This window comes from Sphingopyxis sp. HIX (assembly GCF_001468285.1).
Lineage (GTDB): Bacteria > Pseudomonadota > Alphaproteobacteria > Sphingomonadales > Sphingomonadaceae > Sphingopyxis.
Genome location: NZ_LNSB01000034.1, coordinates 45283 through 59505, shown reverse-complemented (window position 1 = coordinate 59505; position 14223 = coordinate 45283). Strand labels below are relative to the sequence as shown.

Annotated in this window: 14 protein-coding genes, 1 tRNA gene and 1 pseudogene; 7 read left to right on the top strand and 9 right to left on the bottom strand. The window is 67.8% G+C overall.

Annotated elements, in window-relative coordinates:
- The 4 genes and pseudogenes from ATE62_RS16030 to ATE62_RS16015 all read right to left on the bottom strand — a co-directional run.
- Nucleotides 1-218: pseudogene (locus ATE62_RS16030) on the bottom strand (PhoX family protein); the annotation flags it as partial.
- Between the two features lie 147 nt (nt 219-365).
- Nucleotides 366-1361: an SDR family oxidoreductase gene (locus ATE62_RS16025; RefSeq protein ID WP_058810358.1), complete on the bottom strand. Its 996-nt coding sequence runs from the start codon at nt 1359-1361 to the stop codon at nt 366-368.
- Nucleotides 1362-1456: 95 nt separating this feature from the next.
- Complete coding sequence (locus ATE62_RS16020; RefSeq protein WP_058810357.1) at nt 1457-3274, bottom strand: DUF885 domain-containing protein; 1818 nt, start codon at nt 3272-3274, stop codon at nt 1457-1459.
- Between the two features lie 219 nt (nt 3275-3493).
- On the bottom strand, nt 3494-4111 hold the full coding sequence (locus ATE62_RS16015) for a PilZ domain-containing protein (RefSeq protein ID WP_058810356.1): 618 nt from the start codon (nt 4109-4111) through the stop codon (nt 3494-3496).
- A gap of 319 nt (nt 4112-4430) precedes the next feature.
- On the opposite strand from ATE62_RS16015, the gene ATE62_RS16010 reads away from it, so the two are divergent.
- On the top strand, nt 4431-4730 hold the full coding sequence (locus ATE62_RS16010; protein WP_058810355.1) for a hypothetical protein: 300 nt from the start codon (nt 4431-4433) through the stop codon (nt 4728-4730).
- A gap of 228 nt (nt 4731-4958) precedes the next feature.
- Nucleotides 4959-5336 (top strand): hypothetical protein, encoded by a 378-nt coding sequence (locus tag ATE62_RS16005; protein WP_058810354.1) that lies wholly within the window; start codon nt 4959-4961, stop codon nt 5334-5336.
- Between the two features lie 116 nt (nt 5337-5452).
- Here ATE62_RS16005 and ATE62_RS16000 read toward each other — a convergent pair.
- A tRNA-Leu gene (locus tag ATE62_RS16000) sits at nt 5453-5537 on the bottom strand.
- Between the two features lie 102 nt (nt 5538-5639).
- On the opposite strand from ATE62_RS16000, the gene ATE62_RS15995 reads away from it, so the two are divergent.
- Nucleotides 5640-6737: an AI-2E family transporter gene (locus ATE62_RS15995; RefSeq protein ID WP_058810353.1), complete on the top strand. Its 1098-nt coding sequence runs from the start codon at nt 5640-5642 to the stop codon at nt 6735-6737.
- A gap of 6 nt (nt 6738-6743) precedes the next feature.
- On the opposite strand, the gene ATE62_RS15990 is transcribed toward ATE62_RS15995, so the two are convergent.
- The 3 genes from ATE62_RS15990 to ATE62_RS15980 form a co-directional block, all read right to left on the bottom strand.
- Nucleotides 6744-7412 (bottom strand): class I SAM-dependent methyltransferase, encoded by a 669-nt coding sequence (locus ATE62_RS15990; RefSeq protein WP_058810352.1) that lies wholly within the window; start codon nt 7410-7412, stop codon nt 6744-6746.
- 64 nt (nt 7413-7476) lie between these two features.
- Nucleotides 7477-8154 (bottom strand): helix-turn-helix domain-containing protein, encoded by a 678-nt coding sequence (locus ATE62_RS15985; RefSeq protein ID WP_058810351.1) that lies wholly within the window; start codon nt 8152-8154, stop codon nt 7477-7479.
- A 5-nt stretch (nt 8155-8159) separates the two neighbouring features.
- Nucleotides 8160-9614: a coniferyl aldehyde dehydrogenase gene (locus ATE62_RS15980; RefSeq protein ID WP_058810350.1), complete on the bottom strand. Its 1455-nt coding sequence runs from the start codon at nt 9612-9614 to the stop codon at nt 8160-8162.
- Between the two features lie 417 nt (nt 9615-10031).
- Here ATE62_RS15980 and ATE62_RS15975 point away from each other — a divergent pair, with 417 nt between their 5' ends.
- The 4 genes from ATE62_RS15975 to ATE62_RS15960 are packed head-to-tail and all read left to right on the top strand — an operon-like array spanning nt 10032 to nt 13279.
- The gene (locus ATE62_RS15975; RefSeq protein WP_058810349.1) at nt 10032-10412 is read left to right on the top strand and encodes a hypothetical protein; all 381 of its coding nucleotides are present in this window, start codon (nt 10032-10034) and stop codon (nt 10410-10412) included.
- 44 nt (nt 10413-10456) lie between these two features.
- Entirely contained in the window at nt 10457-12043 is a 1587-nt protein-coding gene (locus ATE62_RS15970; protein ID WP_058810348.1) for a phage tail sheath family protein, read from the top strand.
- An 18-nt stretch (nt 12044-12061) separates the two neighbouring features.
- On the top strand, nt 12062-12595 hold the full coding sequence (locus ATE62_RS15965) for a phage tail protein (protein WP_058810347.1): 534 nt from the start codon (nt 12062-12064) through the stop codon (nt 12593-12595).
- 9 nt (nt 12596-12604) lie between these two features.
- A complete protein-coding gene (locus ATE62_RS15960) occupies nt 12605-13279 on the top strand; it encodes a hypothetical protein (protein WP_058810346.1) in 675 nt (224 codons plus the stop codon).
- Nucleotides 13280-13994: 715 nt separating this feature from the next.
- Here the strand turns inward: ATE62_RS15960 and ATE62_RS23375 are convergent.
- Nucleotides 13995-14162 carry a hypothetical protein gene (locus ATE62_RS23375; RefSeq protein ID WP_156422290.1) on the bottom strand — a complete coding sequence of 56 codons (168 nt, stop codon included), beginning with the start codon at nt 14160-14162 and terminating at the stop codon, nt 13995-13997.
- Between the last annotated feature and the right edge of the window lie 61 nt (nt 14163-14223).

Here is a 14223-nt window from a genome sequence, read left to right as displayed (position 1 = left end):
GGCGTGGGGGTGGGCGTCGGCGGCACGGTGACGACGGGCGCGCCGTCGCTGTCGCACGCGGCGAGCAGCGGCAGCATCGACAGGCCGAACAGGCCGTTCGTCAGCATCGACCGGCGCGAGGGGTTGGCGGCGACGATCGCCTCGAGGCTGTCGGGCCCGTCGAGGTCGTCGGTTGCGCTGCGATAAGGCGCGCGGGCGTCGTCGGTAAGATGTGACATGCAGTACCCCTGTTCGGTTTGAGCCCCGGGACTGGGAGTCGTCCCGGTGAGGCCGCCCCGATGGCAGGGGGAGATGTCAGGTGGATGGCGCGAGTGTTTCCGAAAAAATCACTTTCGTGACAGAGATTTGACAGCGGTCATGATCGTTCAGTCGTGCACCGCGCGCACCAGCGGCCCCAGCGCGCCGCCGCCCAGCCAGGCGAGCTGGACCTCGGCCGACACCTTGTTGATCGTCTCCTGCGGCTTGTTCCCCGGATGCACCGCGCGGCGCAGCGGGCGCTTGCCCGCGGGCATCGCCATGATCTCGGCGATCGCGCGCGGCACGTCGGCGGGATCGGCGCTGCGTCCGCTGCCGTCCTCGGTCCTCATGCCGCGCGTGAAGGGCTCATAGGCCTTGAGCAGCTCGGCATCGCTGCGCCCCTTCAGAGCGCCGGTATAGACATTGCGGTTGACCCAGACCTTGGTCGGATAGCCGCCGGGCTGGATGACCGTCACGTCGATGCCGTGCGGCACCAATTCGTAAGCGAGCTGCTCAGACAGCGCCTCGACCGCGAATTTGGTTGCCGAATAATGGCCGCCGCCGGGCACGATCACGCGGCCGAGTTGCGAACTGATGTTGAAGATCTGGCCCGTTTTCGCGGCGCGCATCTGCGGCAGCAGCGCGCGCAGCATGCGCTGGATGCCCAGCACATTGGTCTCGAAGATCAGCCGCGTCGCTTCCATGTCCTGCACCTCGACCGGGCCGGTGATGCCGATGCCGGCATTGTTGACGAGCGTGTCGATCCGCCCGCCCGCGATCTTCAGTGCTTCGGCGGTGCCGCTCGCGACCGATGCATCGTCGGTCACGTCGATCTCGACGACATGCAGGTCGAGCTCGTCCTTCGCGGCCTCGGCGGCGAGGCTTGCCGCCTCGGCTCGCGGCACGTTGCGCATCGTCGCGATCACCTTCGCGCCATGCTTCGCGTAGAGCAAGGCGCCGACGCGCCCGAACCCGCTCGACGCGCCGGTGATCAGCACCGTGCGTCCCTTGAGCACATCGGGCGCGAGCGGCTCGGCGGCGCGCAGCAGGGCAGGGGCGGCCGCAGTGAGCGCCGCGGCGCCCGCGAGCAACTGGCGGCGATTGGGGGAAGCGGGGTGGGGCATGGGGAAGGCTCCTTTCGGGAGCATCATGCATGAAAGCGCGGTGGGCGCCAAATCGGACGAGAAATGGCCGCTTGGGGGTGAGGAGCGGACGTTGCCTAAATCGTCGCCCCCGCGATCCAGCGGTCGACCTGCGCCTCGAGCACCGGCAGCGGCACCGAGCCGCGGCCGAGTATGATCTCGTGGAACATCTTCTGGTCGTAACGGTCGCCAAGCGCCGCCTTCGCCTTTTCGCGCAGTGCCAGGATGCGCTGCATGCCGACCTTGTACGAGGTCGCCTGGCCGGGCGTCACGAAATAGCGGCGGATTTCGGAGCGGATCTTGCCCACCGGCTGCGGCGAATTGGCCGAATAATAGGTGAAGGCCTGTTCGTCGCTCCACCCCTTGGCGTGGATGCCGGTATCGACCACCAGGCGGATCGCGCGCCAGATCTCGCGGCCCAGCCGCCCGAAATCGCTGTAGGGATCGGTGTAGAAGCCCATTTCCTTGGCGAGCCGCTCGACATAGAGCGCCCAGCCCTCGCCATAGGCGCCGTAGAAATAATTCTTCCGGAAGTCGGGTGTGCCGGTCATCTCCTGCGCGAGCGCGATCTGCATATGATGGCCGGGGTGGCCCTCGTGATAGGTCGTGCCCTCGATCTCGTAGATCGGCGTCGCGCGCGTGTCGGCGAGATGGACATAATAGATGCCGGGGCGCGAGCCATCGAGCGCCGCGGGCGAATAATGCGCCGCGCCGCCGGGCTCTTCGCGAAACGCCTCGACGCGCTTGACGATCAGGTCGGCCTTGGGCAGCCGCGCGAACTGTTCGGGCAGCCGCGCGCGCATGCCCGCGAGATAATCCCCGGCTTTCTGCAGATAGGCGGCGCGCCCGGCATCGTCGTTCGCGACATAGAAACGGTCGTCGCTGCGCAGGAAGAGGAAGAAATCCTCGAGCTTGCCCTCATAGCCGATCTTCGCCTTGAGCACTTCCATCTCGGCGCGGATGCGCGCGACTTCGGACAGGCCGAGGGCGTGGATTTCGTCGGCGGTCAGGTCGGTCGTCGTCTGAAGGCGCAGCATCGCGCTATAATAGGCCGCCCCGTCGGGCAGCGCGCCGGCGCCGCGCGGTTCGGTGCCCGCCGCGGCGCGATCGGCCACGAGCCAGGCCTCGATTCGGTCGTAGGCGGGCTTGAGCGAGCCGGTCATCGCCTTTCCGACGCGCGCCGTGAAGGCATCGGCAGTCGCGGCGTCGATCTTGCCCGCCGCGACGAGCCCGGCCGCCTTCGCCTTGGCGTCGGCGTACAGCGCATTATCGGCACCCTCGCCGAACGGTGCGCCGCTCGTCAGCCGCCCGACCAGTTCGATCGACTGGTCATAGGCGAAGCCCGGCATGCGGATGCCCTTGGCGGCCGAGGCCTTGGCCCGATCCAGATAGATATCCAGCGTCGGGCCAAGCGCGGTCACGCGCGCCGCATAGGCCTCCATGTCGGCGGGGCTGTCGACGCGGTGCTGGTTGATCAGGAAATTGGGCAGCCCGGTGTGCGGGCCGTTGCGGTCGAAGATATAGGCGTGCCCGCGCCACTTCGTTGACGCCTCGGCGCGCTCGAGTTCGAGCGCCCACATATCGTAGGAGACGCGCGCATCCTCGCTGAGTGCGGCACGGTCGAAGCGCTTCTTCATCTCGGCGACGCTGGCGCGGCGCCAGGCGAGCCGCGCCTCCGCCCCGGCATCGCTCGGGTCCGTGAAACGATCCTGCTGCTCCTTGCGGCCAAGGCCGGTGAGCTGTTCGGGATCGAGCTGGAGCTCGACCTCGAACGCCGCGTCGAGGAAGGCGGTGAAGGCGGCGTCGCTACGCTGCGCCGCGGCGCGGGCGGCCGGCGCCGCGGCGAGCATGGTGGCGCCCAGCGCCAGGGAAAATTCGCGTCGGTTGAGCTGCATGGGACCCCTTTCGTTTGAAGGGGTTATAGGGTGGATGCGGGGCAGGGCAATGCGGGTTTGGAGTGGGGAGCTGCCTGTTTCAATACCGTCGCCCCCGCGAAGGGTGCCGGGAGTCACGTGCCTCCCGACACGGCCGCTGGCAGCCTTGCTTAACAGCGCTGCGTAAACCGACCGCGGCCCCCGCCTTCGCGGGGGCGACGTCCTACTTTGCTCGACCCATCACCCCTGAAAGTGCCGGATACTCTCCATATCGGCGCGGCCCAGCGGCTCGGTCAGCCACAAACCGCCGCGCCCGCCGCGCGACCAGCGGACGATCGCCTGGCGGCGGATGCCGCCGGGGAGGACGAGTTCGAGTGCCTTGCCGACCTCGAAATGGCCGTGCTGGTGGACGAAGCCCGCACCGCTCTGCGACAGGTCGGCGAGTTCGATATCGCTGACCGCGCCGTCGGTGATCAGCTGCGCGCGCGTGTGCAGCGGCAGCCGCGGGGCGCGATAGTCGCCCGACTGCTGTTCGGCGGCGAGCTGGCGCAGCACCTCGTTGCCGTCGACCGCGGCGTCGAAGGCGACGCCGCACTTGCCCGCCTCGCACCAGGCGACGCGGCCGTGGATCACGACGGTTTCGGACAGCGCGATCTCGAGCCGTTCGCCTACCGTCACGGGAACCTCGACCGCGAGCATCATCCCGCCGTCGGACATGTTGCGTACGCGCCAAAGCCCCGCGTCGCCATCGCGGGTAACCTTCGCGATGCGCCACACGGTGCGATATCGATCGCCGCCGCGGCGATCGCCTTCCACATCCTGTTCGTCTCCTGGGGGAGAGAAGCGGGGTTCGATCATGCCTTCCTCCTGATTCCAACAGCGCCCAGAAGAGACATAAAGCTGCTAAAATTCATCCACTTGGCTTCTACCCCACCTCCGTCCCGACAACCGCCGTCCTTCCCCGATCCTCTGGCTGGTCCACCGGAATCGTTAAGGAAAAGACAAGGCGCCCGTCAGGGCTTCAGCGCAGAATGCCTTTAGAATATGAATAAACTTCTCACTAAATCGAATTTAATACGGCCAAGTCTGCAGCAAGATCGAAACATTCGGGCGCACATCCTACGCCCGGCCCGCCCGATGCAAACGTGCAACCGCATTTCATCGAAAGGGCAATTATATGGTCGAACCGGTTTCAACATTCTTCGCGCTCAAGGCAGGCCTGGGTCTCGCCGGAAAAATCGCGCTCAAATATCATTATGTCGCAAAGATGGCGGGGCTGAAGGCCTGGCTGGCCCAATATGTCGGCGCGCAGGCGGCCGGCGTATCGGTAGCGGTGCTCGCAAGCGCCTGCACCGCCATCTATTGGGAAAAGTCGGTCAAGGGGAACAGCGACGACGACGCCATCGCCGCCGCGGTCGGAAAGGGCGTGAGCTGGGATATCGCGCGTGCCATCTTCAAATGGCTTTATGCGCCATGACCGCACCTCGCCCGGTGGGCAAGGATCCGCCGGTCATCGCAACATGACCGGAACAGCCCGGGGCGAACATTGCGCGCCGGGCTGTTTCGCCCGCACGCGGCCTCGCGCCAGCATCATTCGCGAGCAACCGGCGCGAGGTCGCAAAAAAAATCGCACGATCGCGCACACCCCCCGATTCACCCACCCGATGAACGGGTGAGGCATCCTGCCTCGTACGGGGAGACAGTCATGAAGATTTTTCGCAAAACCGTGGCCGCGATGGCCTTGGTTGCCATGATCGGGTCGGCGTCGGCGGCTCAGGCTGAGGATTGTTATTCGCTTCGGGCCGAGCGCAGCTTCGCCGACGGGCGTGGCAGCTATCTCGCGGGTCAGAATCCGGGCACGGCATTGGTGGCCGCGGGGTGTATGGTCGCCGCCGCCGACGAATATGACCGGACGGGATACGCCCGCGATGCGGCAGGGACCTTTGCGGTCTGCGGCGCGCTGGGCTGCGCCTTTACCGACGACTATACCAATTGCCTGACGAAGGGCTCCGAGATCATCTGGCTGGCTTTCCGCGTGATCGCAGCGGAAGACCGGATGCGGCGCATCGGATGCCGCTGGTAAGGAGCAGGCTGGTTCGGGACTTTCCGTCGCAACCTCCGGAAAAGATCCGTTTGCCCAATCGGCAGATGTCCGGAACCGGGCGCGGCCGGAATGGGTCTGTTCGAACGAAGTGCCGATGGTGCCCCTGGCCGGACTCGAACCAGCACTCCTTGCGGAACTCGATTTTGAGTCGAGCGCGTCTACCAATTTCACCACAGGGGCCCGTGGAGCAGCGCCGTTGCCACAAAACCCCCGCCCGCGTCCAGCGCGAATGATGACAAAGCAGATGGTTGCGCCGCCGCGCCGCGCCGATAAGGTGGGGGCATGACCGAAAACGCCGACGCGCCCGCCGCTCCCGCCGCCCGATCGCGCAGCAAGGCCCCGCCCGCGCCTGCCTGGTCGCCCGGCCGGATCGCCGTCGCGGCGGTGATCGTCCTCGCGATCGTCGGGGTCACCTGGCTGACGATCACCCTCACGCGCTTCTTCATGCTCGTTTTCGCGGCGGTGGTGCTCGGCGCGATCTTCGATGCGATCGCGAGCTGGCTGTGCCGCAAGACCCGCGTCGGCCGCGGCATCGCACTGGCGCTGTCGGTCGCGGGGATCGTCGCGATTTTCGTCGGCGCCTTCATGCTCTTCGGCTCGCAGCTGGCGCGCGAGGTCGACACGATCCGCGAACAGATCCCGCAGGCGCTGCGCGGGGTCGAGGCCTTCCTCGACCGCTACGGGCTCGGCGAACGCGTGCGCGAACTCGCCGAGGTCGGCGGCGACGACATCTCGCGGCTCGCCTCGCAGGCAGGTGGCTATGCGCTCGCCGCGGGCAGCGGCATCGCCGATTTCGTGCTGGTGTTAGTGGCGGCCATCTTCCTCGCCAGCGATCCCGCGACCTATCGCCGCGGGCTGTTGCTGCTGCTGCCCGAAAAGGCCGAGGCGACCGCGGCGCTCGCGCTCGGCGATGCGGGGCGCGGGCTCAAGGGCTGGATGGTCGGGCAGGCGGTGTCGTCGCTGGTCGTCGCGGCGCTGACCTGGGCGGGGCTCGCGCTGCTCGGCGTACCCGCGGCCGGCGGGCTGGGGCTGATCGCGGGGCTGCTCGACGTCATCCCGATGATCGGGCCGATCATCGCCGGGGTGCCCGCGGTGCTGCTCGCCTTCACCGTCTCGCCCGCGACCGCGCTGTGGACGTTGGTCCTGTTCCTGTTGATCCAGCAATTGCAGGGCAATTTCCTGCAGCCGATGATCCAGAAGCAGGCGGTCGACGTGCCGCCTGCGGTGCTGCTGTTCGCGGTGGTCGCGGCGGGGATATTGTTCGGTTTCCTCGGCGTGTTGCTCGCGGCGCCGCTGACCGTGGTCGTCTATGTGCTGGTCCAGCGCATCTATGTGAAGACATTGCTGGGCAAGGACATCAAGATCGCCGGGCAGGACTAGGCACGGTCAACCTGCTGGCCGCCGCGCGCGGTAGAGCGAGATCGACCCGGTCGGGGTCGCGAGCGCGAAGGGTTCCTCGACATCGGCAAAGCCCGCCGCTTCGAGGATAGCTGGGATGCAGCCCAGCGCATTGGGCTCGGTCAGCTCGAAACCGTCGAGCGCCTGGATCTGCCGGAACAGCAGGCGCATCAGCCGCGTGCGCTGCTCGCCATAGTCGGCGATGACCAGCGTGCCGCCGGGTGCGAGCAGGCGGAGCATGTGCGCCGCGATCGCCTGTTTCACCGCGAGCGGGCATTGGTGGAGCACGAGGCTGGAGACGATGCGGTCGCACGCTGCGACTTCGGCGACGCCTTCGAGATCGTCGCCCATCGCCTCGATCCAATCGATTGTTGCCCCCGCCGCGGCGGCTTTGCGGCGGGCGATGGACAGGACCTTCGGATCGGGATCGACGCCGATGAAGCGGCAGCCGGGATAGCGGCGCGCGAGCGCGAGCAGCAGCGTTCCGGTCCCGCAGCCGATATCGACGATGGACTCGCCGGGGCGCGCATCGACCATCTCGACGAGCGCGCGGCGCCAGCGGCGCTCGCGCGTCATCAGCGCGATCGCGAGGTCATAGGCGCCGGGCAGGTTGATCCTGCCGAGCGCGGGGACGAAGTCGGGCTTGGGTTCGCTCATGCGCGAGCGATAGGCGACGGCGCGGCGCGGGGATTGAACGCAGCGGCTATCGTGTCGGCAGGCGTCAGAACGCCGCGCCGCTGGTGATCCCGAACATCGCCTTCATCGTGCGCGCCAGATGCGCGGCGTCGGCGAACCCCGCGGCATGCGCCGCACCGGTCAGTCCCGCGCCCGCGGCGAGGCGGCGCGCCGCGACGCCGACGCGCCGCCAGAGGACATAACGCTGGAAGGCGATACCGATCTCGGCCGCGAAGAGATGGCGGAAACGACCCGCCGACAGCCCGGCCTCCGCAGCGATGTCGACGAGCCGCACGGCGCCGTCGTGCAGCCGCCGGTCGATCGCCGCGGCGGCGCGCGCGACGCGCGGGTCGAGCGGCGGGGCGATGCTGTGCGCGGCACCGGAGGCCCAGAAACCGGGCACGTCAGGCTCGGACAATATCGGTGCCTCGGTCGCCGCGAGACGATCGCGTAGGACCGCGGGCAAGGACAGGCGGCCGGTCGGCTCGACGAAATAGATGTCGGCGGCTTCGACGGGTTCGAGGCGGTGCGCGACTCCCGGCTCGATCAGCACGCAGCGCCCCGCGGCGATCCGGCAGTCGCCATAGTGGATACGCACCGGCGCGTCCGAGAACACCGCCTGCGCCGCGAAATGGCGGTGCGGCGCGGCGTCGCCGACGGCGCCCCGCCAATGCGCGACGAAATCCTCGACCGCGAGGGTGCCGCGCCAGGCGCGCGCAGCCAAGGCGCCTATTTCTTGAGCTCTTTCGCCAGCGTCTTCGCGGTCGCCTTGCCATAGGGCGGTTTGAAGCCCGCGAGGCCCGCGACGTCGAGCTTGGGCTGGCGATAGACCGCGCGCGCGTGGCTGAACGTCCTGAAACCGTCGAGACCGTGGTAATTGCCCATGCCCGACGGGCCGACGCCACCGAAGGGCAGGTCTTCCATCGCATTGTGGAACAATACGTCGTTGACCGTCACCCCGCCCGAGATGGTGCGGGTGAGGACGCGGTCCTCCTCGCTCTTGTCCTGCCCGAAATAATAGAGGCCGAGCGGGCGGTCGTTCGCGTTCACATAGTCGATCGCGTCGTCGATGCTCTTGTAGGTCTTGACCGGCAGGATCGGGCCGAAGATTTCCTCCTGCATCACCTTCATGTCGTCGGTCGGATTGCGCACGATGTGGAGCGGCATCTTGTGGCCGTTGGCGCTCGCGAAATCCTCACCGCCCGGATTGACCTCGATCACCTCGGCGCCCTTTTCGCGCGCGTCGGCCAAATAGCCCTGCAGCCGGTCGTAATTGCGGACGTTGACGACCGAGGTGTAGTCGTCGTTGGCGAGCAAGGTCGGATAGAGCGCCGCGGCGCCCTTGGTGACGCTGTCGATCACCTCGCCCTCCTGGTCCTCGGCGACGAGCAGATAGTCGGGGGCGAGGCAGATCTGCCCCGCGTTCATCAGCTTGCCGAGCGCGACGCGCTGCCCCGCCTGCTCCTTGTTCGCGCTGCGCCCGATGAAGGTCGGCGACTTGCCGCCGAGTTCGAGCGTCACGGGGACGAGATTATCCGCCGCGGCGCGCATGATATGCTTGCCGACACTCGTCGCGCCGGTGAAGATCATATGGTCGAAGGCGAGCTTCGAGAAGGCGACACCGACCTCGGCGTCGCCGGTGAACACCGCCATCTCGCTCTCGTCGAAATAATCGGGGATCAGCCGCGCCATCAGCGCCGACACATTTTCGGTATATTCGCTCGGCTTGATCATCGCGCGATTGCCCGCGGCGAGGATGCCCGCCATCGGCACAAAGACCATGCCGACGGGGAAGTTCCACGGCGCGACGACGCCGACGACCCCCTTGGGCTGATAGACGACCTCGGCCTTGGCGCCGAGCAGCCCGAGCGGAAAGGTCGGCTTGCGCTTCTCGCCCTTCGACCAGGCGGCCAGATGCTTCTTCGCATGCTTGAGCGCGCTGACCGATGGCATGATGTCGGTCATCAGCGTCTGTTCGCGGCTGCGATGCCCGAAATCCTCGCTCACCGCCTTGGCGAATTCCTCGGCATTGTCGACGAGCAAAGCGATCGCGCGGTCGATGCGGTCGCGGCGCACCGCGAGGCTCTCGGGCATGGCGGCGGTGAAGCTCGCCTTCTGCGCGGCCAGCACTTCGTGCATGCGCGCGGTTTCGCCGGCTAGATCCTGCTTGATCGCGGTGGCCATGACCCGTCTCCCTTATGGTTTGCGGGCGATGTTTGATCATGCGGCGCGGCAGGTTGCAAGATGAAACCGGCTCTTCGCCTCCCATAGGCTGAGTCGATGGCGAAATCGGCTTCCGGCGGCGTGCCAGGCGAGTCCCCGGAATCATTCCGTTTTCGCCCCCGCCGCGTTAACCCCGTTCGATAGGCTTTGCTTAAACTCCGGGGCACAGTGTCTCCCGGTCAAAATCCAAATATCCGTTTAACCAGAATATCGACGAAACGTCATCTTTACTTGGCCGTACTTGTGCGGCGAAGGTTCATTTGGCGTATTCGTCCAATCGGGGCCGGGCCGACTCATGTTAGCCGGGCACCTCAACCAAAAAAATTCCGGTCGCACAAACTTCGTCGCTTGCTCTTCAGCAAAGGGGGTTGTGCAGTCATGCCACAGAAATTTTCATGGTCGTTCAGCGGCGGGACGCCGTCGGGTGCCGGCGCCAATAACGGCGGCAGCGTCGAGGTCGACGCGATCACTTCGGCCGAGGTGACCCTCGCCAAGGCGAGCGCCGATCGCGAACTCGCGCTGCAGATCGACGATGTCGAAAAACTCGCCTTCTTCATCCTGACCTCCTCGCTCAACGACGGGTCGGTCGATGTCTTCGCCGACGACACCGCGACGCGCACCAAGATCACCGGCCCGCTGATCCTCTATGGCGAGGCGATCAAATTATTCGCCGGCGACCTCCAGACGCTCACGCTCAAGAACGCGTCGACCACCGACACCGCCGACATCACGATCCTGATGGGCTTCGAGCTCGACTAATCCATCCGATCCATGCCCCAGGCGGGCAATAAGGGAGTGCCGCCATGCCCGAGACTCTGACCTATCCCGGCGTCTATATTCAGGAAGTGGGATCGGGGGTGCGCACCGTCAGCGGCGTCGCGACCTCGATCGCCGCTTTCGTCGGGCGCGCGCTGCGCGGCCCGGTGAACCAGCCGACGACCTGCTTCAACTATGGCGAGTTCACGCGCCGCTTCGGCGGATTGTGGTCGGCCGGGCCCCTGTCCTATGCCGTCGACGATTTCTACGCCAATGGCGGCGGCCAGTCGGAGATCGTCCGGTTGTTCAAGCCGCTGAGCGCCACCGACAGCGGCATCGCGGTCCTCGACGTGGGGGCGCTCGCGCTGCGCGCGGCGACGCCTGGGGCGTGGGGCAATGCGCTCAAGGGGAGCGTGACGCACCCCGACATCGCCGACCCCGTCGGCGCCGCCAGCGCGGCGGAGAAATATGGGCTGACGGTCGCCGACCTCTTCGACCTGCGCGTCGAGGACAGCGGCACCGGCGCGGTCGAGATCTTCCGCAACCTGACGGTCAAGGCCACCGGCGGCGCGCGGCGTTTCGACCGCGTACTCGCGGCCGAATCGAGCCTCGTCCAGTGCCAGCTCAACCTCGACGGCTCGCCCAAGCTCGGTAGCCGCCCGGCGAACGCTGCGGCCGGCACCGGCCTCAACGGCAACGACGGTGCACCCCTGCTCGACACCGACTTCATCGGCGATGCCGACAAGAAGACCGGCATCTATGCGCTCAAGAAAGCCGACCTCTTCAATCTGCTCTGTATCCCGCCCGACGAGCGCGACGGCACGCTGCCGCGCACGGTCAACGAGAAAGCGGCGCAATTCTGCAAGGCCGAGCGCGCGGTGCTGATCGTCGATCCGCCCGCCGACTGGGACGACAAGCCCGACGAAGCCGCGGCGATCGTCAAGGCGAAGCAGCTGGCGGCGGCGACCTCGGTGTTATCGCTCGCCTTTGCGGATAATGCCGCGCTTTACTTCCCGCGCATCCTGCGCCGCGATCCCAAGCGCGGCGGCCAGCTAGACAGCTTCGTCCCGTGCGGTGCGGTGGCGGGAATCATCGCCCGCACGGATAATGCCCGCGGCGTCTGGAAATCGCCCGCCGGTATGTCGGCGACGATCGCCGGCGCCGAGGGGCTGACGGTCAAGATGACCGACGAGGAGAACGGCCTGCTCAACCCGCTCGGCGTCAACTGCCTGCGCAGCTTCCCCGGCACCGGACTCACCGTCTGGGGCGCGCGCACGCTCAAGGGCTCCGACCAGCTGTCCGACGACTATAAATATCTCTCGGTGCGGCGCCTCGCGCTGATGATCGAGGAAAGCCTCTACCGCGGCACGCAGTGGGTGGTGTTCGAGGGCAATGACGAGCCGCTCTGGGCGCAGATCCGCCTGTCGGTAGGCACCTTCATGCAGCGCCTGTTCAAGCAGGGCGCCTTCGCCGGGACCAGCCCGCGCGACGCCTATTTCGTCAAATGCGACGCCAGCACGACGACGCCGGACGACAAGAACCAAGGGATCGTCAACATCGTCGTCGGTTTCGCGCCGCTGCTGCCCGCGGAGTTCGTCGTCATTTCCATCCAGCAGATCCGCACCGCGGCCTGACCCTAAGGGAGAGCGATCATGGCACCACCTTTCAGCGTCAACCCCGAACGGCGCGACCCGTACAAGACCTACAAGTTCCGCCTGCGCCTGCCCGACGGCGCCTATGTCGCGGGGCTCAGCAAGATGAGCGCGCTCAAGCGCAGCACCGAGGTCGTGAAGTTCCGCGAAGGCGGCGACCCCTCGACCTCGCGCAAGTCGCCCGGCCAGACCGAATATGAGGCGATCACGCTCGAACGCGGCGTCACCCACGACACCACCTTCGAGCAATGGGCGAACAAGGTGTGGAACTTCGGCTCGGGCCTCGGCGCCGAGGTCTCCTTGAAGGATTTCCGCAAGGACCTGGTCCTCGAAATCTACAATGAGGCCGGGCAGCTCGTCCTCGCCTACCGCCTGTTCCGCTGCTGGCCGTCGGAGTTCACCGCCTTTCCCGACCTCGACGCCTCGGCGAGCGCGGTCGCGATCCAGACGCTCAAGCTGGAAAATGAGGGCTGGGAACGCGACTATGATGTCGCCGAACCGAGCGAGCCGAGCTTCACCGAGCCGACGCTGTAGGCCCGCTCCGTGCGCTGGACCGCCCTCGAGCTGATCGAAATCAGCGAAAGCGGCGCGTCGCTGGGCCCCGCCGCCCGGGCACTGCTGTTGCTCGAGGCCGGCGGCTGGCCGCGCGATGCCGCCGCAGCGCTGCCGGTCGGGCAGCGCGACCGCCAGCTGTTCGCGCTGCGCGCCGCGCAATTCGGTCCGCGGATCGAGGTCGCGCAGCGCTGCGCCGCGTGCGGCGAGGATTATGAGTTTGCGCTGACCGCCACCGACCTCGGCCGCGACGGGGCAGGGGAGACGCGCGAGCCCGCCAGTGTCGACGGCGCTACCGTGCGCGCGATTACGGCCGGCGACCTCGCGGCGATCGAAGGGCAGGGCGAAGCCGCCGCCCGCGCCTTGCTCCGCGCCCGCGTTGCGCCCGGCGGCGAGGCCATCGGCGATGCGGCGCTGGACGCAACGCTCGCCGAAATCGATCCCGACGCCGAACTCGCCATCGCCGCCGCCTGCCCCGAATGCGGGGCTGGGGCGGAGATCGCCTTCGACATCGCCGCCTTTTTCTGGGACGAGATTGCGCTGCGCATCCCGCGCCTGCTCCAGCAAGTCGCCGACCTCGCACGCGTCAATCACTGGTCGGAGCGCGACATATTGATGCTGCCCGCGGCACGGCGGCGCTTCTATCTCGCGGCGGCGGGCGCATGACCGGGCTGCTCGCCCGTTTGGCCGCAAGGGCCGCAGGCGCAGCGCCGGTCGCGGCGCCGCGCATCCCGTCGCGCTTCGAGCCTTTGCCCGAGGAACTCGGGCTGCCCGAGCCGGCAATGGCGGCCGCCGAGGGGACTGGGAATGGCGAGGCTGCAGCACCCGCCCAGCCGTCCGGAGTGCAGCCGACGCCTATATCGTCGGCGCCGCTGCCCCCGGCGCCGCCCGCCGCCCCGGCCTCTCCTGCTGCGCCCGCCGCAATCGCTCGGGCGGCTCCGCCGCCGCTCGCTCCGGCCGCACCCGCCGCTACGACACCAGCGATCGCCGCGGCGCGGCTCCCGGCAGTTGCCGTTCAGCGCCGCGAGATGCCCGCTACGCCGCGCGCCACCGAAGGCGCCGCCGCGACTTCGCCCTCAGCTCCCGATGCCGCCGCACGGGCCGCCGCCGTGCATCCCCCAGCGCCGTTACGGATCGAGGTTCCCGGAACCCCCGTTTCCACCCCTGGGTCGCGGCCGTCGGCAACCGCCCCTCTCGTGGCCTCGGCACCCGATCCCGCGCCGCTTCAGCGCGCCGACCCGGCGCTCGAACCCCGGCGCGGAGCACCGGCCCCACGCGCGGCGACCGCCACGCCCGCTCCGGCCTTAGCGCACGAAGATGCGCCGGCGACGACCGCTCGCGCCGATCGGACCACGCCCGCAGCTTCGCCAGTCCCCGCTCATCAACCCGCCGGCGCAGCAGCTTCCACCGTCTTCGCTCCCGAAACCAGCCGCGCCGCGCCGCGCGCGCCCGCGATGCCGCTCCAGCCCGCCGTTTCGCCACCCGCCGCAGCGGCCGCGCCGCCCGTCGTCGAAATCCACATCGGCCACATCGAGGTCCGCGCCGCCACCACACCCGCCGCGCCCGCGCCGCCGCCCGCTTCGGCCGGGCTCTCGCTCGACGCCTTCCTA